At 45.5% G+C, this 26,389-nt stretch carries 22 protein-coding genes; 9 read left to right on the top strand and 13 right to left on the bottom strand.

What is annotated here, in order from left to right; translation table 11 throughout:
• Positions 1 to 32: 32 nt before the first annotated feature.
• Both MZ182_RS14715 and yegQ read right to left on the bottom strand, forming a co-directional pair.
• A complete protein-coding gene (locus MZ182_RS14715; RefSeq protein ID WP_248065763.1) occupies positions 33 to 284 on the bottom strand; it encodes a YfhL family 4Fe-4S dicluster ferredoxin in 252 nt (83 codons plus the stop codon).
• Positions 285 to 287: 3 nt separating this feature from the next.
• Complete coding sequence (yegQ, locus tag MZ182_RS14710) at positions 288 to 1,655, bottom strand: tRNA 5-hydroxyuridine modification protein YegQ (protein WP_011788561.1); 1,368 nt, start codon at positions 1,653 to 1,655, stop codon at positions 288 to 290.
• A 302-nt stretch (positions 1,656 to 1,957) separates the two neighbouring features.
• On the opposite strand from yegQ, the gene MZ182_RS14705 reads away from it, so the two are divergent.
• Together MZ182_RS14705 and MZ182_RS14700 are read left to right on the top strand one after the other, a co-directional pair.
• Positions 1,958 to 2,800: an HDOD domain-containing protein gene (locus MZ182_RS14705; RefSeq protein WP_011919729.1), complete on the top strand. Its 843-nt coding sequence runs from the start codon at positions 1,958 to 1,960 to the stop codon at positions 2,798 to 2,800.
• 34 nt (positions 2,801 to 2,834) lie between these two features.
• Positions 2,835 to 4,331 (top strand): putative bifunctional diguanylate cyclase/phosphodiesterase, encoded by a 1,497-nt coding sequence (locus tag MZ182_RS14700; RefSeq protein WP_248065764.1) that lies wholly within the window; start codon positions 2,835 to 2,837, stop codon positions 4,329 to 4,331.
• A gap of 73 nt (positions 4,332 to 4,404) precedes the next feature.
• On the opposite strand, the gene MZ182_RS14695 is transcribed toward MZ182_RS14700, so the two are convergent.
• Positions 4,405 to 4,830 carry a thioesterase family protein gene (locus MZ182_RS14695; protein ID WP_011919727.1) on the bottom strand — a complete coding sequence of 142 codons (426 nt, stop codon included), beginning with the start codon at positions 4,828 to 4,830 and terminating at the stop codon, positions 4,405 to 4,407.
• Positions 4,831 to 5,072: 242 nt separating this feature from the next.
• On the opposite strand from MZ182_RS14695, the gene MZ182_RS14690 reads away from it, so the two are divergent.
• The gene (locus tag MZ182_RS14690; RefSeq protein WP_011919726.1) at positions 5,073 to 6,053 is read left to right on the top strand and encodes a chemotaxis protein; all 981 of its coding nucleotides are present in this window, start codon (positions 5,073 to 5,075) and stop codon (positions 6,051 to 6,053) included.
• Between the two features lie 150 nt (positions 6,054 to 6,203).
• On the opposite strand, the gene MZ182_RS14685 is transcribed toward MZ182_RS14690, so the two are convergent.
• Positions 6,204 to 7,460 (bottom strand): adenylosuccinate synthase, encoded by a 1,257-nt coding sequence (locus tag MZ182_RS14685; protein ID WP_011788566.1) that lies wholly within the window; start codon positions 7,458 to 7,460, stop codon positions 6,204 to 6,206.
• 140 nt (positions 7,461 to 7,600) lie between these two features.
• On the opposite strand from MZ182_RS14685, the gene MZ182_RS14680 reads away from it, so the two are divergent.
• Positions 7,601 to 8,491 carry a LysR family transcriptional regulator gene (locus MZ182_RS14680; protein WP_011788567.1) on the top strand — a complete coding sequence of 297 codons (891 nt, stop codon included), beginning with the start codon at positions 7,601 to 7,603 and terminating at the stop codon, positions 8,489 to 8,491.
• On the opposite strand, the gene MZ182_RS14675 is transcribed toward MZ182_RS14680, so the two are convergent.
• On the bottom strand, positions 8,472 to 9,311 hold the full coding sequence (locus tag MZ182_RS14675; protein ID WP_041420581.1) for a substrate-binding periplasmic protein: 840 nt from the start codon (positions 9,309 to 9,311) through the stop codon (positions 8,472 to 8,474). The genes MZ182_RS14680 and MZ182_RS14675 overlap by 20 nt on opposite strands.
• Before the next feature lie 207 nt (positions 9,312 to 9,518).
• On the opposite strand from MZ182_RS14675, the gene MZ182_RS14670 reads away from it, so the two are divergent.
• On the top strand, positions 9,519 to 9,947 hold the full coding sequence (locus MZ182_RS14670) for an OsmC family protein (RefSeq protein ID WP_248065765.1): 429 nt from the start codon (positions 9,519 to 9,521) through the stop codon (positions 9,945 to 9,947).
• A 72-nt stretch (positions 9,948 to 10,019) separates the two neighbouring features.
• Here the strand turns inward: MZ182_RS14670 and MZ182_RS14665 are convergent, their stop codons facing one another.
• On the bottom strand, positions 10,020 to 10,664 hold the full coding sequence (locus tag MZ182_RS14665; RefSeq protein ID WP_011919724.1) for a TetR/AcrR family transcriptional regulator: 645 nt from the start codon (positions 10,662 to 10,664) through the stop codon (positions 10,020 to 10,022).
• 416 nt (positions 10,665 to 11,080) lie between these two features.
• Between MZ182_RS14665 and MZ182_RS14660 the strand changes: the two genes are divergently transcribed.
• Together MZ182_RS14660 and MZ182_RS14655 are read left to right on the top strand one after the other, a co-directional pair.
• Positions 11,081 to 12,319, top strand: coding sequence for an efflux RND transporter periplasmic adaptor subunit (locus tag MZ182_RS14660; protein WP_011788571.1), 1,239 nt, complete (start codon positions 11,081 to 11,083; stop codon positions 12,317 to 12,319).
• Positions 12,320 to 12,332: 13 nt separating this feature from the next.
• A complete protein-coding gene (locus MZ182_RS14655) occupies positions 12,333 to 15,509 on the top strand; it encodes an efflux RND transporter permease subunit (RefSeq protein ID WP_248065766.1) in 3,177 nt (1,058 codons plus the stop codon).
• A 105-nt stretch (positions 15,510 to 15,614) separates the two neighbouring features.
• Here the strand turns inward: MZ182_RS14655 and MZ182_RS14650 are convergent, their stop codons facing one another.
• Both MZ182_RS14650 and MZ182_RS14645 read right to left on the bottom strand, forming a co-directional pair.
• Complete coding sequence (locus MZ182_RS14650; RefSeq protein ID WP_011919722.1) at positions 15,615 to 16,088, bottom strand: NYN domain-containing protein; 474 nt, start codon at positions 16,086 to 16,088, stop codon at positions 15,615 to 15,617.
• 147 nt (positions 16,089 to 16,235) lie between these two features.
• The gene (locus MZ182_RS14645; protein ID WP_011788574.1) at positions 16,236 to 17,012 is read right to left on the bottom strand and encodes an AraC family transcriptional regulator; all 777 of its coding nucleotides are present in this window, start codon (positions 17,010 to 17,012) and stop codon (positions 16,236 to 16,238) included.
• A 142-nt stretch (positions 17,013 to 17,154) separates the two neighbouring features.
• On the opposite strand from MZ182_RS14645, the gene MZ182_RS14640 reads away from it, so the two are divergent.
• A complete protein-coding gene (locus MZ182_RS14640) occupies positions 17,155 to 18,324 on the top strand; it encodes a multidrug effflux MFS transporter (protein WP_115017549.1) in 1,170 nt (389 codons plus the stop codon).
• A gap of 87 nt (positions 18,325 to 18,411) precedes the next feature.
• Here the strand turns inward: MZ182_RS14640 and MZ182_RS14635 are convergent, their stop codons facing one another.
• From MZ182_RS14635 to MZ182_RS14615, 5 genes are all read right to left on the bottom strand, one after another.
• Positions 18,412 to 21,552, bottom strand: coding sequence for a multidrug efflux RND transporter permease subunit (locus MZ182_RS14635; RefSeq protein ID WP_014611087.1), 3,141 nt, complete (start codon positions 21,550 to 21,552; stop codon positions 18,412 to 18,414).
• On the bottom strand, positions 21,552 to 22,670 hold the full coding sequence (locus MZ182_RS14630; RefSeq protein ID WP_011788577.1) for an efflux RND transporter periplasmic adaptor subunit: 1,119 nt from the start codon (positions 22,668 to 22,670) through the stop codon (positions 21,552 to 21,554). Before MZ182_RS14630 ends, MZ182_RS14635 begins: the two co-directional genes overlap by 1 nt.
• 303 nt (positions 22,671 to 22,973) lie before the next feature.
• Positions 22,974 to 23,471: a nuclear transport factor 2 family protein gene (locus MZ182_RS14625; RefSeq protein ID WP_248065767.1), complete on the bottom strand. Its 498-nt coding sequence runs from the start codon at positions 23,469 to 23,471 to the stop codon at positions 22,974 to 22,976.
• Positions 23,464 to 24,165, bottom strand: a complete 702-nt coding sequence (locus MZ182_RS14620; RefSeq protein ID WP_248065768.1) for a DsbA family protein — start codon at positions 24,163 to 24,165, stop codon at positions 23,464 to 23,466. The genes MZ182_RS14625 and MZ182_RS14620 overlap by 8 nt, the downstream gene beginning before the upstream one ends.
• A 154-nt stretch (positions 24,166 to 24,319) precedes the next feature.
• Positions 24,320 to 25,243, bottom strand: a complete 924-nt coding sequence (locus tag MZ182_RS14615; RefSeq protein ID WP_248065769.1) for an MBL fold metallo-hydrolase — start codon at positions 25,241 to 25,243, stop codon at positions 24,320 to 24,322.
• A gap of 195 nt (positions 25,244 to 25,438) precedes the next feature.
• Between MZ182_RS14615 and MZ182_RS14610 the strand changes: the two genes are divergently transcribed.
• On the top strand, positions 25,439 to 26,380 hold the full coding sequence (locus tag MZ182_RS14610; RefSeq protein ID WP_248065770.1) for a LysR family transcriptional regulator: 942 nt from the start codon (positions 25,439 to 25,441) through the stop codon (positions 26,378 to 26,380).
• Positions 26,381 to 26,389 lie beyond the last annotated feature (9 nt).

Below are 26,389 nucleotides of genomic sequence, written 5' to 3'. Positions count from 1 at the left end.
TCTCAGGGCTTTTTGATTAGTGGCACCTATGACTAGATCTTTTGTGTTAGCACTGCAAATTTGACTAACAGTTCGTCCTGCGACTCAACATGATTCGGATTGGGGTCGATACAATCAATTGGGCAAACAGAGACGCAGGTCGGTTTATCATAATGACCAACGCATTCAGTGCAGCGATCAGGGTCGATTTCATAGATCTCTTCACCCATAGTGATCGCCTGATTAGGACACTCAGGCTCGCACATGTCGCAGTTGATGCAGCTATCGTCGATCAGTAATGCCATACCTTAACCTAGTTCATGTGGGTTGCGAGTATCCTGACCTTGGGGCAGGTTACGCAGTAAAATACCGTGGCTTAAATCGACTTCCTTCGGTACGGGCAGATATACAGTGTGCCCTGAACCAAGACCTGCTTCAACCGCTTCAGCTTTGCGATTTTCTAGGTGTTCAATTGTTAGGTTCATATTACCCTGCGGCGTCATTAGCTCGACACTGTCACCCACGGAAAACTTATTTTTTACTTCGATTTCAGCAAGGCCTGCTAGGTTACGTTTGCCTGTCAGTTCACCCACAAATTGTTGTGTGTCACTGACCGAGTAACCATAGTCGTAGTTTTGATATTCATCATGCACATGGCGACGTAAAAAGCCTTCGGTATAGCCGCGATGGGCGAGCCCTTCTAACTGGTTCATCAGGCTACGATCAAAGGTCTTACCCGATGCGGCATCTTCAATGGCTTGGCGATAGAGCTGCGCTGTACGTGCGACATAATAGAAAGATTTAGTACGGCCTTCGATTTTAAGAGAGTCTATGCCCATTTTGGTTAGGCGTTCAACGTGTTGAATCGCCCGTAAGTCTTTAGAGTTCATGATATAAGTACCATGTTCATCTTCAAAGGCTGGCATATATTCGCCGGGACGATTGGCTTCCTGTAGTAGGAAGATTTGATCCGTTGGCGCCCCCGCCCCTAAGGTGGTTGGCGTTTCGATTTGTACCGCATTAGGCATAGCAATAATATCGCCACTGTCGTTTTGCTGCGCTTCGTGTACATCGTATTTCCAGCGACAAGCGTTAGTACAAGTGCCTTGGTTAGGATCGCGTTTGTTGATATAACCCGAGAGTAAACAACGGCCAGAATAGGCCATACACAGAGCGCCATGTACAAACACTTCGAGTTCAATATCAGGGCAGCGCTGACGAATTTCTTCAATTTCATCTAAGGACAGTTCGCGAGACAGGATCACGCGCTTAATCCCTTGGGTTTGCCAAAACTTGACCGAGGCCCAGTTGATGGCATTCGCCTGCACGGATAAATGCACCACTTGATCGGGAAAGGCCTCACGCACCATCATGATTAAACCCGGATCGGACATGATCAGCGCATCTGGCTTCATCGCCACTACGGGTTCCATGTCCTTGATATAGGTTTTGAGCTTGGCATTGTGGGGGGCAATATTGCTGACCACATAGAGCTTTTTACCGAGCGCATGGGCTTCTTCAATCCCAGTGGCAAGGTTTTCCATCTTAAAGTCGTTATTACGTACCCTTAAGCTATATCTTGGCTGACCGGCATACACTGCATCTGCACCATAGGCAAAGGCGTAGCGCATATTTTTCAGCGTCCCGGCAGGGGATAGTAGCTCTGGTTTAAACATAATGACTCTCGAATTGATTAGTACGATAGAGGCGCAGTGCGCGGGGGCGGCATTTTACACAATGGGGGTAGGGTTATGCAAATGGCGGCGCCTAACTTTAGTTGTTCTTCACACTTTGCGAATATAAGCGTTTTAATCTTTAAGATATGGGTGAGAAAAGTGTTCTACGGGGAAAATGAATACTGTCATCTTACAAATTATTAACCTCTGCTGCTTTTTCTACCCATCTCATCACAGCCAACTGATATACTCCAACTATCCAATGTTTATGTTGATATGTTGATAGATTGATGGGAGCTAAGATGTCTACTGAACATCTACTGTTAGTCGGACTATTAAAAAAACTAAAAGAGGATGCCCTCGTGTTACCTACCTTGCCAGAAGTGGCAATGCGGGTGCAGGAAGTTGTCGGGCGCCCAGATGCAAGCCTTAAACAAGTGGCTGAAGTGATAGGCCAGGATGCGGCGATTTCAGCTCGTATTATCAAAGTGGCCAATAGTGCTTTATACAGCCGTGGTGTTCCCGCAGAAAGTATTAGTGGCGCGGTTTCCCGAATTGGGTTAATTCAGATCAAAAGTATTGCGACTTCTGTGGCGATGGAGCAACTCTTTATCTCCACCAATGAAATGGTGTGGGAAGTGATGGATGAAGTGTGGCGTACTTCGATTGATGTTACTGCCGCAGCTTGCGCTATATTGCACATGTACAATAAAAGTAAACCCAATAGTGGGCTTAACTTTGACACTCTAACCTTGGCGGGATTAGTCCATAATATTGGTGCTTTACCCGTGCTTACCGAGGCTGAGACACATCCAGAGTTGTTTGCCAGTATCGAACAATTAAGATCTTTAGTGCGAAAAATGCAGGGCCCGCTTGGGCGCGCAGTATTAAAAAGTTGGGATTTTGCACCTGACGTTATGGCCGTAGTTGAACGTTGGGCCGATTTGCCTTATCTACCAGAACATGTCACTTACTTAGATTTTATCCGTGCAGCCGCTTTTTATACTGGTGAATTACGTGCAGGTACCGAGCTTGAACAGCGCCTTGATGTGTTTGTTGCTAGGGGATTACCTGTGACAGCGGATGCGTTAGCCAGTGATGAGTTTATGGAAAAATTCCATTCAATTAGAGAAAGTTACCAATAGCAGTTAGGCTGCGCGCTAAGGTTGAGGCCTAGGTATGATCAGGATGGAATTTATCGCTATAGCATTGCTTATTATCCTGATAGGCGTGCTATATATTCTGCTAGCAAAATATCACTCGCAACGTCTGCAACAACGGTTTTTGGCTCAACTATGTTGTCAACTTGATCAGCAAAAGATTGAGCGTCGGCCCCTTAACATTTCTGCGGTTCCCCAAGAGTTTGCACCGCTTTATGATTCCTTAAATGAGATGCTAACCGCTCTGCCTGCGGGAATGGGTAAAGATAAGCTTACTAGGCTGAGTAATCGAGTGGGCCTAAAACGTACTTTAGCCACTATGATGCCGCTTACTCGAGGGACTATGGTTTTAGTTGATATTTATCGCTTTCGCTATGTTAATGATCTCTTTGGCTTTGTCTTTGGTGACATTTTACTCAAGCAGTTTGCTGAGCGTTTATATTCCCTAAGCCTTAATCCTAGATTCATTGCTCGTTTAAACGGTGATGAATTTTTTCTTTACTATGACCAAAACCTGACGGAAGAACAATTACTGCATTTACGTGGTCGTTTACAAGTGCCTTTTCGTATCAATGATACGCCAGTGAGTGTTCGTGTGCAGATAGGATGTTTGCAGCTTCAATCACATCATGCTGATGCAAGCCAAATGTTACGAAGGCTCGATCTTGCCCTTAAAAAAGCGCGTATAACACGCAGTGCTATTGCCTGTTACAGTGAGAATGATGATATAAGGCAACTGCGAGAACTCAAAATTATTGATAGTCTTCCTAAAGGGTTACAGCAAAATCATTTATATATGGTGTACCAACCTAAGCAAAATATACAAACGGGGTTGTGTACCCAAGTCGAAGCCTTAATACGTTGGCAGCATGAGGAGCTTGGGACTATTTCTCCTGGAGAATTTATTCCTCTGGCTGAATATGCCGGAATGATTGACTTGGTGAGTCAATGGGCCCTTGAACAGGTTTTAGCTCAACAGGCAAAATGGCGTACCGCGGGGATTAATTTATGTGTAGCGGTTAACCTTTCTACACGGGATCTAGACAGTGAAACCTTACCCCAAGAAATTGCATCGCGCCTTGCTTATTATCATTTACCTCCCGAATCTTTAATGATTGAAATTACGGAAAGTACGCTGATGGCTGACTTAAATAAAGCCGTAGAAACCCTAGATAAAATTCGTGCGTTAGGGGTTAGTCTCGCGATTGATGATTTTGGTACGGGCCATTCTTCTTTGGCTTATTTAAAGCATTTGCCCGTCAATGAAGTCAAAATTGATAAAGCCTTTTTACAGGATCTTGAACGGGATAAGGCATCTGAATATATCCTCGAAGCCAGTATCAATATCGCCAAAAAATTAGGTTATCAAGTGACTGTCGAAGGTATTGAAACGCTCGAGATTAGGGATAGGTTAGTGGCGATGGGCGTTGATACCTTGCAAGGTTTATATTACGCAAAGCCCATGAGTGCTGCTGAGCTTGAAATGAACTGGGCACAGTTGCATTATGCGACGTAATTTGCCACTCAATCTAACCAGTTATGTAGTCGTTACTTAATGTCGTAATAGTGCAATATAGTGCACGTTAGTGTTATTCGTTTGAGTCGAAACCAAGGCTTAAGACGGCGATTAAATCTGCGGGCATAGGTGCTAGTTGGCGGGCTTTATTCATACACACCATCTCAATGGTTGCAGTAACCGCAGGCTTTTTACCCTGTGGACGCCAAATCTCTTGCTGCCATACAGTGCGGTACTTGCTTTCAAAATAAAACTGAGTACGCACATCAATAATATCGGCAAACTCTACACCTTCATGGCATACCATATCGGTACGATACACGGCAAAACCCAATTGACTTTGTTGCCATAGTGCATTTAACCGCTCGGCACCAATCACATGCTCACGGGCACGCTCGAAATATTTCAAAAAGTTAGGGTGGTAAACCACGCCAGAAAAATCGGTATCTTCGTAATAGATTTGTACAGGGAAGGAAAACGTAGAGCTAAATTTCGGCATGGGGTTATGGCTATTTTCGAGGGGTTTTATTGCCCGCTAGTTTAGCGGCTTATCTCTTAAAACAAAACCTATAAACAAAACTGCTAATACACAGAGACAAAACCCAGTCACCTATATTTATCACCTTTATCAGTAAGTAAAATCACCGAAAAGTCACACTATCATGCCTAATGTATAAATCCCTTCCTATACTGATCATTAAACATCTTTATCATGTTGATTAGCTAGGTTGAGAGTTTGATATGAACGAAATTAAAAAATCAGAAATATTGACTGAAAGTGGCACTAATGAACTCGAAATTATTGAGTTTCATCTGCATAAAGTCCTGCCTAACGGTGGGCATAAAGTGTGTCATTACGGTATTAATGTCGCCAAAGTGAGAGAAGTGATTAGGGTGCCCGAAACCTCAGATTACCCCAATGCCCAGCGGCATATGGTTGGGGTGTTTTCGCTGCGAGAAAAGCTGATCCCTTTAGTCGATCTTGCTGGTTGGTTAGGGATACCAACCCCTGCGGATTTAAGTCATAAAGTCGTTATTGTTACCGATTTTAATAAAATGATTAATGGTTTTTTAATTGATAGCGTTCGTAGTATTCATCGAGTGTCGTGGGAGCAGGTTGAATCACCGAGTCAATTTTTAGAAGCCGGTGAAAATGATTGTGTCGTTGCCGTAGTTCGTCGTGATGGCATGCTCATTATGATCTTGGATTTTGAGAAAATTATTGCCGACATTAATCCTGAACTGAGTATGGATAAGTACGATGTCACGCTCGATAGGAGTGTCGTGATTAATGACAAAATGCTGGCAAAACGTGAAGCAAAAACGATTTTAATTGTCGATGATTCCGCTTTTATTCGTAAGATGATCGAAAATACCCTTCGCAGCGCAGGTTACAACATTATCACAGCCAAAGATGGTGGTGATGCCCTTGAAATGCTAATGGAATTTGAGACCCTTGCTGATCAAGATAATGCTTCTATTTCTGATTTTGTCAGCGCCATTATTACGGATGTTGAGATGCCTCGCATGGATGGCATGCATTTGGTGAAACGCTTAAGAGAATCTAAGGCGTACCGACAAATGCCGATTGTGATGTTTTCATCTCTTATGAGTGAAGATAACCGTATTAAAGCTATCTCATTAGGGGCAAATGATACTATCACTAAACCCGAAATTGGCCGTTTAGTCGGTATGATGGATAAGTATGTATTTGAAGAGTAATGCCATTTCATTTAGCGGTGATATTTGAATATCAGGGATTCACATAGTTGCTACCAACGTATTGAGTGATTTTTGAATGGTGAATGCTATAAAAGTAAAAAGCCATATTCACCGAGGCGAATATGGCTTTTTTGTAGGGTAAACGCTCGACTAGCGAATGATCATTTGATCACGCTCAGGTCCTACAGAAACCATACTGACGCGCACACCCATTAACTCTTCAATACGTTCAACATAGTGTTGTGCGGCGACAGGCAGGCTTTCGAAAGTACGACAACCGGTAATATCTTCGTTCCAGCATGGCATTTGTTCATACACTGGGCTTAACGCCGCAGTTTGTGGCCAAATTGGGTTCTCAGTGTGTTCACCTTCATAGGCAACACAGATTTTTAGATCTTTCATACCAGAAAGACAATCAATCTTCGTCAGGGCGATTTCGGTTGCCGCTTGTAGTTCAACTCCATTACGGGTGGCAACAGCGTCAAAGTAACCCATATCACGTGGACGGCCTGTTGTTGCACCAAACTCGTTGGCATTTTCGCGGAAGGCGTCTTGCTCTTCCATTGCGGTCACTAAAGTGCCAGTACCCACAGATGAACTAAAGGCTTTCGCGACAGCAATTACACGCTCAGGACGCAGTGCGGGTAAACCGCTGCCGATACCCGCGTAAGCTGCCGTCACGTTTGAAGACGTAGTGTAAGGATATTCGCCGTAGACTAAGTCACGGCCAGCCCCTAATTGTGCTTCAAACAGTAAGCTAGCATCTTGTTTTTGTAATGCTTTTAATGGCTCAGTCACGTTACAAATAAACGGACGCCAAGGGGCTGTCACGTCTAATAACCATGCGGTCATTTCTGCGGCGGTTTGATTAAAATCGCAGCTTGGATAAAGTGCCTTTAACTGTGGCAATTTCCAGTCGAGCATAAATTGAATGCGCTCTTGCAGCACTTCAGGTTGGTTTAACCAGCCGACTAAAATGCCTTTTTTCATCACGCGATCGCCATAGGCTGGTGCAATCCCTTGACGGGTTGAACCATAGGCGAGATCGCCAAGACGTTGTTCTTCTAAGGTATCTTCTAATGCATGCAATGGTAAGCACAGAGTAGCACGGTCAGAAATGCACAGTTTGACTTCAACACCTGTCGCTTGTACTTCAGCAATTTCTACACTGAGTTTTTCAGGGCTGATCACCATGCCTGGGCCTAATACTGCAATGCAGTTAGGGTTGAAAATGCCACTCGGTAATTGGTGTAATTTAAAGGTGCCGTAGTCGTTGACGACGGTATGTCCGGCGTTGTTACCGCCTTGAAAGCGAATACTGGCAGCGGCATCCGCAGCTAAATAATCTACGATGCGGCCTTTGCCTTCATCACCCCAATTTGCACCCACAACCACGATCGACGGCATAACAACATCTCCTCATTGATTAAGCGGTTATGCTAGACCTTCAGTAGGAATAAGAGAAATTAATTATAGTTATCGTGCTGATAAGAATTTCATATATAATTGGCGATAATTAACTCTATTTCTGTCGGGATGGTGGTGCAATGCTCGATCTTCATTGGTTAAAGACTTTTGTCACTTTGGCTGAATGTAAGCATTTTGGTAAGGCAGCCGCTGTGCTACATATGACTCAGCCCAATGTTAGCTTGCATATTAAGCAGTTAGAGCAAACCACTCGGGTAAAGTTGATTGACCGTAATCCCTTTCGATTGACACAGGCGGGGTTTCGTCTGTTAGAAAGCAGCCAAAAAACTCTGATGGAATTACAAATTTGCCAAGCGGATTTGAATGCAATTAACGATCTTAGCCAAGGCACTCTCACCATAGCAGCGAGCGATATTATCTCGCGGTTACTCTTGATCCAACCGTTTCAGCTCTTTAAGGCGGAGTTCCCAGGAATTGACTTTTCACTGCTTAATACCACGTCTTCACAGGCCTCTGAGTTAGTGACCAATGCCGAAGCCGATTTAGGCTTTGTGATCGCGCAAAAGGAGAGTCAACCACTGCATTTTACTGAATTACAACAGATTAAATGGTGCGCAATCGGTGACCATTTGCAGCAATGGCAGCAAACAAAACTGTCCGTGGATACACCCTTAGCCGAGCAACCGACCTTGATTTTATTAGGCCATGATACGCGAACCCGCGAGTTATTGGACCCTGCGCTACCTTCCTTGAACTTACCCAATTATAGGATTATGGAAGTTGGCAGTGTAGACGCACAAATCGATTGGGCAGAGGCGGGATTTGGGGTAGCGATAGTGCCAGAGTTTTCTGTATATACGAAAGCGAATTTGACCACGAAAGTCACCCCTTTGCCGCAATTCCCTACAACGAGTTTAGGTTATATTGTGCGTCAAAATCAGATCTTGTCGAAAGCTATCAAGCAGTTGTTATATTGGGTGAATCAAGAAATTATTCGCTCGCAGCGATAGGACTCAATGAGAATAGTTTTTCATACTGGCCAGTGGCTTTGAGTTGGGATAAACCAGCATCAAGTTGGCTTGCTAGGGTATGTGCCTGTGGATTTTCCTTTGAGAAAGCCAGATAAATATTACTGCTGTGATTAGCAAATATCGGAATGATTTCATCATCAACGCCCATTGTCTGAAGGTTATCCTTCGCGACTAAATCGAACATCAATGCGGTATCTATACGACCAATTAATAGTAAATTAATGAGTTGTAGTTGGTTGGCTACAGCAACAATATTAAGCTGTTGTTGTTTAACGAGCGCAGGAAAATCATCGCCATATTCATAGCTTTTAACGATCCCAACAACTGTACCTCTAGGGAGAGCCCATTTATTGTCTGCCAGAATTGATTTTTGTTTCTTTTGATAAAAAGAGGCTGTTGCAACAAATAAAGGGAACTGTCCAAAAACAAAACGTTGTTCAGTGCTCGCTTCGCGGGTGACATTGAACACACCATCTACATCACCTTTCTCTGCCATCATTAAGGCGCGGGTATAGGGAACGACTAAGCTATTAATTTCAATTTGAGATTGTTTAAAAGCGGCTTTGATTAAGCGATGGGAAATACCTTGACCAAACTGATTAGCAAAAGGAGGCCAGCTATCTTCGGCGGCTAAGATAATAGTCTTGTCTTGAGCGACTAGGGGTATGGCATCTGTTTCTTGAGCCATTGCTATACCATAAAAGTGAGTAAGAGATAGCAAAACGGCGGCGAGTATAAATGAAAAGCGCAAATTATATGCTCGCTGTATTTTCATACTGACGTTACTCCCTATCCGCATTTTGCATCCATTTTACTTTGCTCAAGATAGGGCGTTTATAACATAACTGTTTATAGGTAGGCTAATGATATTAGGGCGGTATATTTATTTTGTGAAATGTATGGCTAATAAAAAATTTCTCATGAGTTTGTGATCTCTGCGGATGATTTTAATTAAATCAATTATTAGTATAATCTGATTGAATAAAATCTAATGGAGTGTTTTGCAATGCCAGATAAAGTCGTAGAAGTCACCACCCATATGGCAAGCGGTTGGAAAGTCACCGCGCAGGTTCGTGAGCATCTTTTAGTGATAGATCAACCGAGTGCGACTAATGAAGGAGCAAATCCCTTAGAGACCTTTCTGTTTTCATTGGGAGGTTGTATTTCTGCGATTGCCAAGATGGTGGCGCGGGAAAGGCATATTGAGTTACGTCAGTTTGATGTGAATGTGCGTGCCCTAATGAACTCTGCAGGTTTACTAGGCCAGCCTTCGGAAGATCCTGTGGGCTTTAAAGACATTACCATTAACGCCAGTATTGATGCTGATCTTTCAGAAGATCAGAAACGAGAGTTTTTAGATATTGTGTGTAATCGTTGCCCAGTGCATGACAATCTATTACGTCCCACACTTGTCACCCATGCGGTTAGAGACTAAAAAGTCGTGGAAAATCCCCTCTGCAAAGGCAGAGGGGATGGTGTTCTAGCAATGGCTCTGAATCCGTTAAGCTCAAGTAGCGTCTTTATCATTATGATTGATGTGATTCCGTGGAAAGTTAGCGAGTGTCAACTCTGCTACCTGACGCAGTTCATTTGGGCAAATTCCATTGGTCGCTTGTACGGCCATGCCTTGTAATACCGTGCCTATGTAACGTGCAAGCAAGAGCGGATCAGCATCCGCGGGTAAATCCCCTTCATCTTTGGCGCGTTGCAGCCGTTCGCACAGGGCGATTTCACCGTCGCGGCGTCGGTTAATTAACGTATCCTTGATAGCTTGCCCTGCTTCACTACAGGTGAGAGCGCCTTGGACAATCAAACATCCCTGAGGATGGCTTTTATCCACCAAAGAATCAGCGGCACCGAGTAGCATGGACTCGACGACCAGATAGGCGGTCTCTTTTTCCAGTGCCGGATAGAAAAATGCACAGGGACGCTGTTCATATAACTCTATTGCTTTGAGAAATAACTGTTCTTTATTGCCGAAGGCGGCATAAAGACTCGGTTTATTTATGCCCATCGCTTGGGTGAGATCGGTTAACGATGTACCTTCAAAGCCTTTGCGCCAGAAGACTTCTAAGGCTTTAGCTAATGCATCTTCAGTGTCAAAAGCTCGTGGGCGACCTACACAGGGCGTCTGGGTGACGGTTGACATCATTAGGCTCCTCCATTCTCAATTGCCCCTAGGATAGACATGGGTTTGGCCCATGTCCAGCCACACTTACTGACAGATGACTGACTAAGAAGAGTTGTTTACTGAGTCATCCAAGGTGTCACCTGAGTCTTGCATTCACTCCATATCAGTTGGTTTCGCTTCAATATTCATAAAAGACTTTGAGGATCAAATGTATGGATTTCTGCCTAATGGAATATTGCAGATGTAATGTAAATGCGTATTTTTAATTTAATACCAGTCGGTACATAAATTTGTTGACAGAGTCATTTTACGCTATATATTACCGTTCAGTACAGAATATTTTTTACCAGTCGGTATTTAATCGGTTTGGTTTGTAACACAGCGGCATGTGTGTGGTTCGAACAGCGTGAAATGCCCGCCACCTTGAGGATAGTAATATGATGAGTAACAAACCTTTACGAATAATGATGTTAACGGCGGTGGCGGCTTTCGTCCTTTCAGCTTGTGGTGAGCAAACAACGCAGCAGGGGCCTGCACCGACTGCACCTAAGGTGGATGTTGCTCAAGTATTGCATGAGCGAGTTACCGAATGGGATGAGTTTACTGGCCGTTTACAGGCACCAGAAAGTGTCACCCTTATCCCACGAGTATCTGGTTACATTGAATCAGTAAATTTTAAAGAAGGCGCCTTAGTGAAGAAAGGTGACGTACTCTTTCGCATCGATCCAAGCGTGTTTGAAGTGGAAGTGGCCCGGTTAAAAGCGGATCTTGCTAGCGCTATTTCTGCTGAGCAACTGGCCACTAATGATTTGGAGCGTGCCCGTAAGTTATTTGATCAAAAGGCAGTTTCTGCAGAATTACTCGATACCCGTGAGTCAAACAAGCGCCAAACTGCGGCGGCGGTTGCGTCGGTGAAAGCAGCACTCATGCGCGCCGAGCTTGATTTAGCTTATACCCAAGTGCAAGCGCCGATTGATGGCCGCGTGTCCTACGCCAACGTCACAACGGGTAACTATGTCACTGCAGGGCAGAGTGTGCTAACCAGCTTGGTTTCTACGGCCAGCATGTATGCCTATTTCGATGTGGATGAACAAACCTACCTTAAATACGTAAAGCTAACAGCCGAGAAGAAACGTAACGATCCTCGTGCTGGTGATAACCCCGTGTATATGGCTTTAGCCAATGAGCGCGATTATCACCATATTGGCATGGTCGACTTTGTTGACAATGCGATGGATAAGCAGACGGGCACAATTCGAGTTAGAGCCACTTTTGACAATGAAGACAATAGATTATTGCCTGGCTTGTTTGCGCGTCTTCGCACCGCGGGCAGCGGCGCCTATGAGGGGATCTTGATCGACGATAAAGCCGTTGGCACAGATCTCAATAATAAGTTTGTGCTGGTCGTCGGTGATGATGGCACGGTCGAATATCGTGGCGTGACCTTAGGTGAGAAAGTTCAAGGGCTTCGTATCGTAACTCAAGGTTTAGCTGCTGAAGACAAGATCGTCGTCAACGGTATGCAGCGTGTTCGCCCTAAGATGCAAATTGAGCCAAATATGGTGGATATGGTCGACAGCGAGAAACTCGAAGCATTGCGCCAAGCCCAGTTAATGCTCGATAAAAACCAAGATCATTTGACGGCGCAAGCGGTTGAAACGGCGAGCCGCGGTTAAGGAATAACACACTATGTTGTCGCAATTTTTCATTAAAAGACCGATATTTGCAGCCGTGCTGTCATTGCTGTTTCTTATCACTGGGGCGATTGCCGTTTGGCAGTTGCCTATTACCGAATATCCAGAGGTGGTACCGCCAACGGTAGTGGTCACCGCAAACTACCCTGGCGCTAACCCTAAAGTGATTGCCGAAACGGTTGCCTCGCCCCTAGAGCAAGAAATCAACGGCGTCGAAGATATGTTGTATATGTCATCCCAGGCGACCTCTGATGGACGGATGACCTTAACCATCACTTTTGCCATTGGCACCGATGTCGATAGGGCACAAACCCAAGTGCAGAGCCGAGTGGATAGGGCTATGCCACGTTTGCCTCAGGAGGTACAACGTCTTGGTATTGTTACTGAAAAATCATCGCCAGACTTAACCATGGTGGTGCATTTGTTATCGCCGGATAACCGTTACGACATGTTGTACCTGTCTAACTATGCGGCGCTAAATGTAAAAGATGAGTTGGCACGCATTAAAGGCGTGGGTGCGGTACGTTTGTTTGGCGCCGGCGAATACAGCCTGAGAATTTGGCTCGATCCGAATAAAGTCTCGGCGCTGGGTTTATCGCCTGCGGACATTATTGCCGCTGTGCGTGAGCAAAACCAACAGGCGGCAGCGGGCAGTTTAGGCGCACAGCCCAGTGGCAGTGCTGACTTTCAACTTTTGATTAACGTGAAAGGCCGTTTAACTGAACTGTCTGAATTTGAAGATATTATCATCAAAGTTGGTCAAAACGCTGAGGTGATCCGCCTTAAGGATGTGGCGCGGGTGGAACTCGGGGCAACGAGCTATGCGCTGCGTTCATTGCTGGATAATAAGGATGCGGTGGCGATTCCGGTATTCCAAGCATCGGGCTCGAATGCGATTCAGATTTCCGACGATGTGCGCGCAGAAATGGCCAGACTCGCCAAGTCCTTCCCTGAAGGACTGCAATACGAGATTGTGTACGACCCTACAGTCTTCGTGCGTGGCTCGATTGAAGCCGTGGTAAAAACCCTGCTCGAAGCCGTGCTGCTGGTGGTGTTAGTGGTGGTGCTATTCCTGCAAACTTGGCGTGCCTCGATTATTCCGCTGGTGGCTGTGCCTGTGTCTTTGGTGGGTACCTTTGCCTTTATGCATCTGCTCGGTTTCTCGTTAAATGCCTTGTCGCTATTTGGGCTGGTGCTCGCCATCGGTATCGTGGTTGATGATGCCATCGTCGTGGTGGAAAACGTTGAGCGTAATATTGCCGCAGGGTTAAGCCCTGTTGCGGCAACGCAAAAGGCGATGAAGGAAGTGACTGGCCCGATTGTGGCAACCACCTTAGTGCTGGCGGCGGTGTTTATTCCAACGGCCTTTATGAGCGGTTTAACCGGGCAGTTCTATAAACAGTTTGCCTTGACTATTACTATCTCGACCTTTATCTCAGCGATTAACTCACTCACTTTGAGTCCGGCATTATCGGCGCTGTTACTCAAGAGTCATGATGCACCTAAGGACGGCTTAACCCGTCTAATGGATAAGTTGTTTGGTGCTTGGTTATTTGTGCCTTTTAATCGTTTATTTAACCGTGCATCCGATGGTTATGGCTACTTAGTGCGTAAGGTGATCCGTTTTGGCGGCATTATTGGCCTAGTGTATTTAGGCATGGTGGCGTTAACGGGAGTGCAATTTGCTAATACACCAACGGGTTATGTGCCCGGCCAAGATAAACAGTATTTAGTGGCCTTTGCTCAGTTGCCCGATGCCGCATCCCTTGAACGTACCGATACAGTGATCAAGAAAATGTCTGAGATTGCGCTAAATCACCCCGGAGTCGCGCACTCGATTGCCTTCCCAGGCCTTAGCATCAACGGTTTTACTAATAGTCCTAACTCAGGCGTGGTGTTTGTCGCACTCGATGATTTTGAGTTACGTAAGAGTCCTGAACTGTCGGCGAATGCCATTGCAGGACAGCTGAATCAGCAATTTGCTGACATTCAGGATGCGTTTATTGCCATCTTCCCGCCGCCACCTGTGCAAGGCCTCGGCACTATAGGAGGGTTCCGTTTGCAAATTCAAGACAGAGCCAACCTTGGTTATGAGGCCTTGTATCAGGTGACCCAACAAGTGATGTACAAGGCGTGGGCCGATCCACAATTAGCGGGGATATTTTCCAGTTATCAAGTGAACGTGCCACAACTTGAATTGGATATCGATCGGACTAAAGCGAAACAGCAGGCAGTGTCGCTCGATCAAATTTTCCAGACATTACAAACCTATATGGGTTCAACCTATGTCAACGATTTCAATCGTTTTGGCCGAACCTATCAGGTGAATATGCAAGCCGACGAGGCGTTCCGTCAAAGCCCGCAGCAGATAAGTCAGTTAAAGGTGCCGAACGTGAATGGCGATATGATCCCACTAGGCTCCTTTATCAATGTGAGCCAGAGTGCGGGGCCCGATCGTGTGATGCACTATAACGGTTTTACGACCGCTGAAATCAACGGTGGCCCAGCGCCCGGTGTGAGCACAGGCCAAGCGCAGGCGGCGATTGAGAAAATCCTCGCCGAGACCTTGCCCATAGGGATGACCTACGAGTGGACTGAGTTGACCTATCAGCAAATCTTAGCGGGCAATACTGGGTTATTGGTGTTCCCTCTGGTGATCCTGCTGGTGTTTATGGTGCTGGCGGCACAATATGAGAGCTTAAGCCTGCCATTGGCGATTATCTTAATCATCCCAATGACACTGCTTTCAGCCCTTAGTGGTGTGCTGATTTACGGTGGGGATAATAATATTTTCACCCAGATTGGTCTGATAGTGCTGGTGGGGCTGGCGACAAAGAATGCGATTTTAATTGTCGAGTTCGCAAAGGAGAAACAAGATCACGGTATGGCACCTATGGAGGCGATATTAGAGGCGGCAAGATTACGTCTACGCCCTATTTTGATGACCTCTATCGCCTTTATTATGGGAGTGGTGCCAATGGTGTTCTCCACTGGCGCGGGTGCTGAGATGCGTCAAGCCATGGGCGTCGCGGTATTCGCCGGTATGATAGGGGTAACAGTGTTTGGTCTTATCCTAACGCCGCTGTTCTACTACGCACTGGCAAAGAGAGGCAGTAAAAATGTCGTGCAGTTAGAAGGTATTTCTACAAACCAACACCATGAAAAAACATAAGCTTCTATCTATGATTTTGATGTGAGTTTATCGTGTTAAAGGCCTGTGAAAACAGGCCTTTTGCTTTGTGGTGCTGATGTCGAATATACAGTCACGGTTTTTAACTTAAAGCAGTAACGCCTCATCTATCGGATGAAATTGAGACGCTGCATCCCTTAAGGATTTTGCCGTCAGGGTAGGGACGCCATACACTTGAGTTTCAACCCCATATTTTTGATGGATTTTTTGCAGTAATAAATCGAAGTCGCCATCCCCAGACAACAAAATTACAGTATCGACTTCACTCGCCGCTTCCATAATATCGATAGTGATCCCGACATCCCAGTCACCCTTGGCCGAACCATCGCTGCGTTGGATAAACGGCTTTAACTTTACCTCAAAACCAATGTGCTTTAGCGCGTCTTGGAATTTCAATTGCCCATCGTCACCTTTGTGGATGGCATAAGCAACAGCTAACACTATGTCTCCTTCATAGCCTAAGTGTTGCCACAATTTACGGTAATTAAATTGACGACCATAGGCTTCGCGGCAGGTGTAATAGATGTTTTGCACATCGACAAATAAAGCGATTTTTTTCAAGGGATTTGTATATTGCTATTTGGGCTAAGAGTCCTTGCACTATAACACAATAAGTCGCTAAAGGCCGCGAAATGGGAGGGTTTGCACTTGGTTAAACGGGTAAACTGCCTCATTTGAGTTGTATTGGAGGGGGGATTTAATATTTCGCTAAACACTAGGAGATTTAAAATATTGCGCTGGTGTGGTGCCAGTATATTGCTTAAAAAAGCTGATAAAGGCACTGTCACTGGAAAATTGTAAATTAAAGCCCACCTGCGCCACCGATACTCCCGCCGCTAATTGTTCAATGGCGGAGAGTAAACGCCATTGCTGGCGCCATGCTTGATAAGCCATTCCCGTCTGTGCGTTAAAAATACGGCTAATCGTGCGTTCACTGGCGCCAATTTCAATGGCCATCTTTTTAAGATTGGCAGGTTGTTTCTTTTGTTGCAGTTGCTTAAGCCAAGTTTTCAAGCGCTTATCCTGCGGTAGAGGTAAGACTAGATTTTCTGCCGTAGCATTTTCCAACTCTTCGCAAAGCAGGGAAAAGGCATTGTGTTGACTTTGTCTGGGTTTGTCCCACGGCCAAAATGACATAGTGTCGATGAGTGCTTTGAGTAACGGATTAACATGGAAAATCGTGACTCGACTCGGCAAAGACGCAACAGTTTCTGGCTCAAAGTAGAGTGAGCGATAGGCAGCCACATTGCGCATGGTGACATGGTGTACAACGCCTGCGGGTAGCCAAGCCGCACGGGTTGGCGGTAGTACAACTTGGGTATCAGCCAAGTAAAACCTCATACAGCCAGCAGAAGCATAAAGCAGTTGAGCTTTGCTGTGGTGATGCGCGCCTGAATCGTGCTCCCCCATATCCGCAGCAATCCCTATCACTAGGTTGTCTAAGGTGTCGGGGTTGAATTGCAGATCGGGTTGAATAAAAGCCATCTTGTCCTATTTTTGATGTTTTTTGTTTAAGTATTATTAATAGTCATGTTTGGATTTTATCTATACTGCGTCCTCTTTGACAAGTATGGAGTGACATTTCGGTAAACCAACTCATTTTGTTTACTAAAATTCAATTGAAATCATGAATATAAAACCCCCTTTAGGGCTCGCTGTGCTGCTAATGATATTTCCGCAAGCTATGGAAACCATCTATAGCCCAGCATTGCCGAATATTGCAGAAAACTTTGCCGTGTCGGTTGCTGGCGCATCGCAAACCTTATCTGTGTACTTTATTGCCTTTGCCATAGGCGTATTTTGCTGGGGCCGCTTAGCCGACATTATTGGTCGCCGCAAAGCTATGCTCGCGGGATTAGTGTGTTATGCCATTGGCTCAGCATTAGCCTTGATGGTGAACGATTTTAGTCTGTTGTTGCTGGCCCGTGTATTGTCGGCCTTTGGTGCAGCAGTGGGTTCTGTGATTACCCAAACTATGATGCGTGACAGTTATAGCGGGGAAGAATTAGCCAAAGTCTTTTCTGTGATGGGAATGTCACTTGGAATTAGCCCTGTTATCGGATTGCTACTGGGCAGTATCCTCAGTGCGTATTGGGGATATCAAGGTGTGTTTGTCGCACTTATGGTTTCTGCCATAGTGCTGTTGTTTTTGTCGATAAAATCGTTACCTGAAACCAAACCCGCACATAGCCAGAAAATAGCGATAGGTGAGTTAGCGATTAAGATGCTTACCGACAGCGGGATTATTAAGAACACCTTCTTGGTGGCAGCGTTTAATCTGATGTGGTTTAGCTACTTCTCACTGGCACCATTTATGTTTGAGGCGCAAGGATTATCGACGCTTGCCTTCGGAACTAGTGGCTTACTATTAGGCTTTGGCGCATTCCTTGGCAGTTATTTTAATAGAATATTGCTAGGTCGAGGCTACACCAGCGTCTGGCTGGTTCGCTTAGCCAGTGCAATCGCACTTGTCGGTGGATTGGGTATTTGGTTATTTCAATCAACTGTAATAGGACTGAATAGTGTTTACTTTTTAGCGCCTATGCTCTTGATTGTGATTGCTTATGGGATCGCGATTCCGAACATACTCAGCTCGGCTCTGGCAAACTACCGTGCTTATGCGGGCTCTGCTGGCGCACTCTTTGGACTGTTTTATTATATTTTGCTCGGAGCGGGATTGGGCTTTGTGGGCATGATTAACCATCTCGGAGGCGTCATTACGTTGGCGGCATTGCTCTGTACTGGGCTCTGTATTCGCGTCAGTACCGAGCAGGTTATTAACTCATCTCAGGCATAAATCAAAAAGCCAAGGTATTTGTACCTTGGCTTTTTATCATCTGAGCTGACGTTTTGTTTCTCTTAGTTTTCGATCACAGTTTTGTTATCAAGCTTTTGCCGTTTGTTCCTGTTGTTTGGCAGCCTCCTGCGCTGCTAATTCTTGGGCCTTAATGGCCGCTTCGAGTTTTGCTTCAACATAACCTGGTGAATGGGTGGCAGCCGAGATTAATCGATACATGGCTGGGATCACAAATAGTGTGACAAAGGTGGCAAATGCCATCCCAAAGAACACCACTGTACCTACGGCAATACGACTTTCTGAGCCAGCACCTGTTGAGAAAATCAGGGGGATAGCACCGACAAGTGTGGTGAAGGCCGTCATTAAGATTGGCCGTAAACGCCGTGTAGATGCATCAATAATGGCTTTATCGAGTTCAAAACCTCTGTCTCGTAATTGGTTAGCAAATTCAACAATTAAAATACCATTTTTAGTCACCATACCAATCAACATGATCATGCCAATTTGGCTGTAGATATTGATACCTTGGCTGGTGATCAGTAGACCTAAGAACCCCCCAAACACGCCCATAGGTACAGTAAACATCACGACTAATGGGTTAATAAAGCTTTCAAATTGAGCCGCTAAGACCAGATATGCTACGAGTAACGCTAAGCCAAATACAATCAGAATACTACTTTGGTTTTCTTTAAATTCTTTGGATTCACCCGTGTAGCCAACGGAAATATCCTTAGGTAATAATTCGACCGCCTTATTTTCCAAAAATGCGAGTGATTCACCTAGGGTATAACCTTCACTGATATTGGCCTTTAGCGTGATTGATTTTTGCTTATTGGTGTGACTGAGTTTTTGCGCTGAAGCCACTTCTTCAATATGAGTCACAGTGTCTAAGGTGACTAATTCACCTTTTGCGGAGCGCATATAGATTTGGCTTAAGTCTCCGACGTTATTAAAGCTGTTTTCATCACCGCGAAGATAGACATCGTATTCTTCACCGCGATCCACATAGGTGGTTTCTGTGCGGCCACCGAGCATGACTTCTAAGGTTTGCGAGACTTCATCAACACTGATCCCAAGTTCCGCGGCGCGTTCTTTATCTACGGTCACAATTAACTCAGGCGTGGTTTCCGCATAATCTAAGTCAGCGCCTTCCATCATAGGGCTCGCGTTTGCTTCCTCTTTTAAGATCTGCGCCCATTTAAATAGCTCAGTATAATCAGAGCCGCCAAGCACAAATTGTACGGGTTCGCTCGATTGCCCTCTAAAGCCCGGCATCATGGGGCGAACCATCACATCGGGAATGTCTTTCAAGGCTGAGCTAATAATACCAAGGGCTTGCTGCGCCGTGACATCTCTGTGTTCCCAATCCTCTAACTGCATGATAACAAAACCGGTTTGATCGCCTGCACGGCCACCAAAAGCGGGGGCTTGTACGCTAAAAGATCGCAATACCCCTTGACCGAGTAGAGGCATGAGTCTGTCTTCGACTATGTCCATATTGGCTGTCATACGGTTATAGCTGGTACCTTCAGCGCCCTTTACAAAGGCGTATAACACGCCGCGGTCTTCCTGTGGCGCGAGTTGTGACGGTACTTGTTGCATTAACCAAGCACTACCACCTATGCAAGCCAAAATCACTAATGGGGCAATAAGACGAAATTGAATCGCTCTTGATACGGCAGCACGGTACACCTTCTCCATTCGTGCAAAACCACTATCGACCCAACGATTAAAGCGATTGGGCTTTACGTTCGCTTTGAGCAATTTGCTGCTAAGGACGGGGGTGAGGGTTAATGCGATAAGGGATGAGAACATAACCGATACGGCAAGCATGACCGAAAATTCGGTAAATAGCAGCCCGACCATACCTTCCATAAATGATATAGGTAGAAAGACCATCACTAATACAGCCGTTGTGGCAACAACCGCAAAACCCACTTCACGGGTGCCTTTATAGGCCGCAAGCAGCGGTTCTTCTCCTTTTTCTATATGGTGGAATATGTTTTCAACCACCACGATGGCATCATCGACAACTAGGCCAATAGCGAGAATTAATGCCATTAAGGTCAATAAGTTAATCGAGTAACCAAACATATTGGCAGCGATAAATGCCGAAATAAGTGATACAGGAACCGTCACTGCAGGGATGAGTGTCGCCCTTGCTTGCCCAATAAAGATATAGAGCACTAATACGACTAAGGCGCCCGTCACAAACAGGGTGTTATAGACTTCGTTAATAGAACGGTCAATAAACACCGTTGAATCGAAATCAACAACGAGGCTTGTTCCTTCTGGAAGAAAATTTTGTACGCGGTCGACTTCTTTGTGTACCTCTTGGGCCACCACTAACGGGTTGGCATCGGACTGAGTAATAATCCCTAAACTGAGGTTTACAATACCATCGCTCTTAAAGGTCGAGTTTTCATTCTGTGCACCAACAGCGACATCGGCGACATCTTTTAAATAAATAGGCGTGCCATCGCTGGCTGTGCGTACCACTAAGTAGTCAAAATCCTTTGGTGTGTAATATAGACGTTTCGTTCTCACTGACATGACAGTGGTGTCATTACGCACTTGCCCACCGGGTGTTTCGACGTTTTCCTTACGTAATGCATTGGTGATATCCGTGACGGTCACGTTACGTCCTGCCATTTGCTCGGGTCTGAGCTTGACGTACATAACCTTATATAAACCACCTGAAATACTAATTGAACTCACACCGCTGATCAGGCTGAACCTATCTTCCAATACGCGCTGGGCATAATCGGTCAATTGTGTACGGTCCATAATACTCGAACTTAAATTGACATAGACAGAGGGTTCTCCTGAACCATTATCCTTAGATACAACGGGGTCCTTCGCATCTTCAGGGAGCCTACGTTGGGCGCGGGCAACCGCATCACGGACATCGCTTACACCTTCTGTTAAATTCCAGCCAAGCAGGAATTTCACCGTGATGCGCGAGCTACCATTACGTGTAGTAGAGGTGATTTCATCTATGCCGCTGATCCCTGTTAATTCATCTTCCAGAGTTTTAGTGATTTGGCTTTCCATAATGGCCGCAGAAGCACCTGAATAGCTGGTGCTGATGGTGACCACTGGGCTTTCGACATCGGGCATTTCACGCACCGATAGCTTAGTGAAAGATACAAACCCGAATACGCATAACAATAGGCTTAATACGATTGCAACGACGGGGCGTTTAACTGAAACATCGGATAGCCACATTATTTGGTCTCCGTCGCTTTAGTATTTGAAGGTGTTGCTGCTCGTTCTGAACTATCGGTATTTTTAGAACCGAGTGTAACCTCATTGATTTTTAAGCCATCGCGCATATTCACTAAGCCCTGCACGACGACTTTATCACCAATCTTTAAACCGTTATCAATAAGCACTTGATCGCCAATACGCGCCCCTAAAATTACCTCAGTACGCTTAGCAATATGGTCGTCGCCAACGACATAGACATAGCGTTTAGTGCCTGAATACTCCAAGGCTTGGACTGGCACTATGGGTGCTGATATGGCGGGAAATGTGATGGTCGATGACATCATCATGCCAGGCTTTAAGCGATCTTTAGGGTTATCAAATTGTACGCGGATCTTAAGGTTTAAGGTTTCTTCGTTTACGCGAGGATCGATTGCCACCACTTTGCCCATAAAGGTTTCGCCAGGCCAAGCGCGACTTGTGGCTGAGACGGGCATACCAATGCTGAGCTGCGCTAAATAATGCTCCGGAACTTGCAGGTCAAGGCGCATGCTGGATAAATCATCCAATGTCATCAACTCTGTTCCCACACTGACCATTTTACCTTCGCTGAAATTAATTAACCCCGTTTTACCTGCAAATGGCGCAATCAGTGAGTGATAATGTAAATCTGCCTGGGCGGAGGTTAAGCGTGCTTGTGCAATATCAACACTGGCTTTTTGTGCGTCAATTTCGGTTTGAGTAATGGCATTACGGCTGATCAGTTTTTCAAATTCTTTAAGTTTACGCTTTTCGTCATTGAGGTATGCGTTGGCTTCGGCCACTGCGGCCTGTGCTTTCATATCATCAAGCTCGATTAAGAGTTGGCCTTTTTTCACGGCTTGGTTGGATGTGACGGCGATTTGTTTTATTTTCCCCGTCACTTGAGGGGCTATCACTACAGCGCGTTCTGCCGCGAGTTTGCCTATAAGCGAAATAGATTGAGTCAGCGGATGTTCAACCACTTCACCTGTCACCACGGGAACGGTACGCATCAGATGTGGTGCGCTCTCGGGTTTAGCCGCTAGAAGGACATCACTAAAACTGACTGCTGTGGCAACAACCGCAAGCAGGGTTATGGCAATAATGGTTTTTTTCATTTGTATGATTATCTCGCACAAAGGCTGTTAAGAGGGCGATAGCACTATGATGGCTATTCTAGTGAATAACGTACGCTTATTGGGTAAAAGTTTGTAAAGTTAAGCTCACGAAAGTGAAAGAAATTGTGTTTTTCATTCAATTAAGGCAATTAATGGAATGACTAGGGTGTTTTTTGTACTATGGCAGTGTTGGTTAAACGCAATATATTGAAAAACTGAATAATACGGTTAAGGTGTTTTAGGTAGCAAGTTACAAGGCAAGCTTATGATATGAGCTTGCCTTGTTATATGATGTTTGTTCTATTATTGCATGGCATTGATAACGGATTGGCTATCCACAAACTGTTCAAAGCTGATGATTTTACCTTGATGTAATTGCCAAAGATGAGCAACTCGTGCGCTAAAGGTTTTGCCCGTTTTTACATAACGACCGCTATAAGTACCGTAGGCAAATACTTTATTTCCTTGAGCGACATAGTCTTCAATAATGACGCGATAGTTATCCCATTCGCTTCCTAGTCTATCAAATACATTGTTGGCTATATCGCTAAAACCTATGTAAGTACCTGCATAGGGAAACCCAGCCGCCTCAGTCCAGCGCGCATCTTCCGCCAACGCTTGTTTCAGATTACGGGCGTTTTCGGCTGAATTTTGTCCTTCGTAGGTACTTTTTACGATGGCGAGATTATCCTCGGTTTGCCTTAATAATATGGCTTCAGTGGTTAAATGTGCCTGTGAGTCCTGTTTTTCAATCATATGCTTTTGGGTTTGCGTGGTTATTGCCGTATCAGGGTTATTCATTTTGATCACCAAATTGATCTTTAAGGTAGCTTAACCACTGGGCGGGTTTGCCATAAAAGCGGTTGATATTAATGGCGATTATTTTGCCGTTATCAGCCTCTATCGCTATCGAAGGAAAGCCTTGGGCACCTATCTGGTTGAGCAGCGCCCGTGATTCGACTATATGCTTATCGAGTTTGCCTTCAGCTTGCGCATATTGTGCTGCGAAGGCGTTGGGGCTAAATCCCTGCACTGTGGCTAATCTTGTGAGATTGCCTTTATCACTAGCACTGTGGCCATCACGGTAATGGGCCAGTTGTACTGAGTGTAGATAGGCCAAACTGTCGCCGCCCATAGCATCGACTGCCAGCATGGCTTTAATGGGCGGCGCCGAGTCGAGTAGGATTGTTGTATCGCGCAGCAAACCATTAAAGTAGTTTTCGCCAAAAGGCTGGCCGGTTAGCTCAGCAATACGCAAATCGTGGGGCATAACATAGTCGCGCCAGTTAGCATCGATTTGTTTGCGTCTTGGGCCCGTGAGCATACCGCCGCCGTGGAGCTTAATGGTAAACCCTGCTTTTGCTGCAGCATCAAGTAGTGGCGCTGCCGCATAACACCAACCACATAAAGGGTCGATAATGGCGTGCAGAGTGCGCGTTTTGGTTTTTGGAGTGCTGTTGGTTGAATTTGCTAAATGAGCCGTTGGGTGAGTCATAGTGTTAAACCTTTTGGGGCTTAAATAGCACTTAAGTTAGTTACTAAAAGCCTTTTAAAATCATCGATTAAAATTGTTAGGTTGGTACAGTGTAAGAGGCACGCAGTTACTTACGTGCCTGTATCTACAAAATGATCTACAAAGTGTGTTGGGCTTACATAGGCCAGGTCATTTCGCCCATGTAAACTTTGGCGCTGATCTCAAGCCCTGCATCGGCTGGCATTTGTGGGTATAGCGCCAGCATCTTTTGGATTAATTCGGCTGAATCTTTCGAGGCTTTTACTGCGACTTCAAAGGCTTTCACATATTCACGGGTAAAACCAATGGCGCGGGTATCAAATCGCGCTTCGCCTAAGTAGTGCCCTGGGATAACGGTAGTCGGCAACAGTTTTTCCATTGCATCTAAATGGGCTAGCCATTCTTGACGCTCAGAGGCAGTTTGAGTGTCAGCCATCCAAACATGCGTGTTATCAAATACTTCTACGCCACCTGTAATGGTTTTTGCCGATGGCACCCACAGGAAAGTGTGTTTAGGGTGTTTATCATTAAAACCTTTGATAATCACTTGCTCACCGTCGATAGTGAAAGTGTCACTGTGAATCGCCTTAGGTAACACTAATTCCTTTGGTGCATTGTCTTTTAAAATCGGTCCCCAGTAAGCGAGCTTGCCCTCCATTGAGGCTTTAATGGCATCGACAGTGGTTTGAGTGGCGACAATTTCTGCATCGGGGAAATTCTTTTTAATCACGGCTAAACCGAAATAAAAGTCAGGATCGCTATGGCTGATATACACCTGAGTCAGTTTTTTACCGCTGGCCTTAATGGTATCAACCAATGTTTGGGCATCGTTATTTTGAAATTGCGCATCGACTAACATCATTTCGTGTTCGCCGCTGATAAAGCTTGATGACACGGCAAAGATGCTATTTTCGCCCGGATTAAAATGGCTCACTTGCAATGGCGCAGCATTGACTGCACTGAGCCCCGCCAGCAGCAAAGTGGCAGCTAGGCTGATGTTAGATGAGGCCTTCAATGTGGCGTTAACTGTGTTGCGTATTGCATAGGTCGATGTGTTCATTTGTGGCTCACTTATATTCAAGATTTAAGTCGTTGATTTGCAGTTGTTGCAAAAGTGAGTAAAGTATAGGTTGCAAAAACCACTAGATAAATGCGTTAAAATGCCCATGTTTGTTGCATCAATCGGACGAATTACCGTGCGTTCTTGAGTCTATAAATGAGTCTTTGAGTGATTGAAAGTGAGTGGAGATAGGTAATGGACAGACTCGAAGCGGCTAAGGTGTTTGTGACTATTGTTGAGCGCGGCAGCATGATCAGCGCCGCTAATGCTTTAGACATGTCACGCTCTATGGTGACCCGTTATTTGAGCGAAATGGAAGACTGGTCTGGTGCTAGGTTGTTGCATCGCTCGACGCGTAGCCTCAGTTTAACGCCTGCGGGTGAGCAAGTGCTGGATTATTGCCATCGGCTGCTCGAACTGGCTAACGAAGTACCGGCGGTCAGTCATGCTGGTGTGACGATCCCGCGGGGATTGCTTCGCATTAGCTGCTCACAATTTATGGCACATCAGATTTTAGCGCCTGTAGTGCGCCAATATTTAGCCAGTTATCCGCAGGCGAGCGTGAATTTCCACGTGAGCAGCCAAACCGTCGATCTGGTTGCTGAGCGAATTGATTTGGCTATTCGTATCACTAATGAGCTTGACCCTAATCTTATCGCGAGGCGCTTGGGTGAATGTGAGTCTGTGGTGTGCGCCGCACCGAGTTATCTTGCCGCGCGCGCCGCCGTGCTGCATCCCGAAGATTTAACTCAGCATAACTGTTTAACCTATTCCTATTTTGGCGATGTGATGTGGCGCTTTTATCAAACCGATGTAGGGGCGAAACAGGTTCAAACGCTGAACTCCGATCCTAAGTTAAACCAAGGGCAGGCGTTTAATGTGCCTGTGAATGGTAATTTTAGCGCCAATGATTCTATGGTGGTGCTTAATGCCACGCTGGCGGGCGAGGGGATTGCGATGCAACCGCTATGGGCGGCGAAACCCTATTTAGACTCGGGTCAGTTAGTGCCTTTATTAACTGAGTTTAAACCTCAGTCCCTCGGTGTGTATGGTGTGTATCAATCCCGCAAACATATGCAGCCCGCCTTAAGAGTGATGATGGATATGCTGGTGGCCTACTTTGCCAGCTTGAATTGAAATAGTGCC

The sequence above is a fragment of the Shewanella sp. JNE2 genome (genome assembly GCF_023159115.1).
Classification (GTDB): Bacteria; Pseudomonadota; Gammaproteobacteria; order Enterobacterales; family Shewanellaceae; genus Shewanella; species Shewanella putrefaciens.
Note: the sequence above shows the minus strand (reverse complement) of the source record. Positions and strands in the feature narration are given on the sequence as shown.

Bases quoted from the DNA above. Each gene is read 5' to 3' on its own strand.
- MZ182_RS14660 (WP_011788571.1), top strand. From the start codon at position 11,081: ATGATGAGTAACAAACCTTTACGAATAATGATGTTAACGGCGGTGGCG.
- MZ182_RS14615 (WP_248065769.1), bottom strand. From the start codon at position 25,243: ATGAACACATCGACCTATGCAATACGCAACACAGTTAACGCCACATTG.
- MZ182_RS14700 (WP_248065764.1), top strand. From the start codon at position 2,835: ATGATCAGGATGGAATTTATCGCTATAGCATTGCTTATTATCCTGATA.
- MZ182_RS14705 (WP_011919729.1), top strand. From the start codon at position 1,958: ATGTCTACTGAACATCTACTGTTAGTCGGACTATTAAAAAAACTAAAA.
- MZ182_RS14640 (WP_115017549.1), top strand. From the start codon at position 17,155: ATGAATATAAAACCCCCTTTAGGGCTCGCTGTGCTGCTAATGATATTT.
- MZ182_RS14690 (WP_011919726.1), top strand. From the start codon at position 5,073: ATGAACGAAATTAAAAAATCAGAAATATTGACTGAAAGTGGCACTAAT.
- MZ182_RS14630 (WP_011788577.1), bottom strand. From the start codon at position 22,670: ATGAAAAAAACCATTATTGCCATAACCCTGCTTGCGGTTGTTGCCACA.
- MZ182_RS14665 (WP_011919724.1), bottom strand. From the start codon at position 10,664: ATGATGTCAACCGTCACCCAGACGCCCTGTGTAGGTCGCCCACGAGCT.
- yegQ (WP_011788561.1), bottom strand. From the start codon at position 1,655: ATGTTTAAACCAGAGCTACTATCCCCTGCCGGGACGCTGAAAAATATG.
- MZ182_RS14670 (WP_248065765.1), top strand. From the start codon at position 9,519: ATGCCAGATAAAGTCGTAGAAGTCACCACCCATATGGCAAGCGGTTGG.
- MZ182_RS14635 (WP_014611087.1), bottom strand. From the start codon at position 21,552: ATGTGGCTATCCGATGTTTCAGTTAAACGCCCCGTCGTTGCAATCGTA.
- MZ182_RS14695 (WP_011919727.1), bottom strand. From the start codon at position 4,830: ATGCCGAAATTTAGCTCTACGTTTTCCTTCCCTGTACAAATCTATTAC.
- MZ182_RS14680 (WP_011788567.1), top strand. From the start codon at position 7,601: ATGCTCGATCTTCATTGGTTAAAGACTTTTGTCACTTTGGCTGAATGT.
- MZ182_RS14610 (WP_248065770.1), top strand. From the start codon at position 25,439: ATGGACAGACTCGAAGCGGCTAAGGTGTTTGTGACTATTGTTGAGCGC.
- MZ182_RS14645 (WP_011788574.1), bottom strand. From the start codon at position 17,012: ATGGCTTTTATTCAACCCGATCTGCAATTCAACCCCGACACCTTAGAC.
- MZ182_RS14625 (WP_248065767.1), bottom strand. From the start codon at position 23,471: ATGAATAACCCTGATACGGCAATAACCACGCAAACCCAAAAGCATATG.
- MZ182_RS14620 (WP_248065768.1), bottom strand. From the start codon at position 24,165: ATGACTCACCCAACGGCTCATTTAGCAAATTCAACCAACAGCACTCCA.
- MZ182_RS14655 (WP_248065766.1), top strand. From the start codon at position 12,333: ATGTTGTCGCAATTTTTCATTAAAAGACCGATATTTGCAGCCGTGCTG.
- MZ182_RS14685 (WP_011788566.1), bottom strand. From the start codon at position 7,460: ATGCCGTCGATCGTGGTTGTGGGTGCAAATTGGGGTGATGAAGGCAAA.
- MZ182_RS14715 (WP_248065763.1), bottom strand. From the start codon at position 284: ATGGCATTACTGATCGACGATAGCTGCATCAACTGCGACATGTGCGAG.
- MZ182_RS14675 (WP_041420581.1), bottom strand. From the start codon at position 9,311: ATGCGGATAGGGAGTAACGTCAGTATGAAAATACAGCGAGCATATAAT.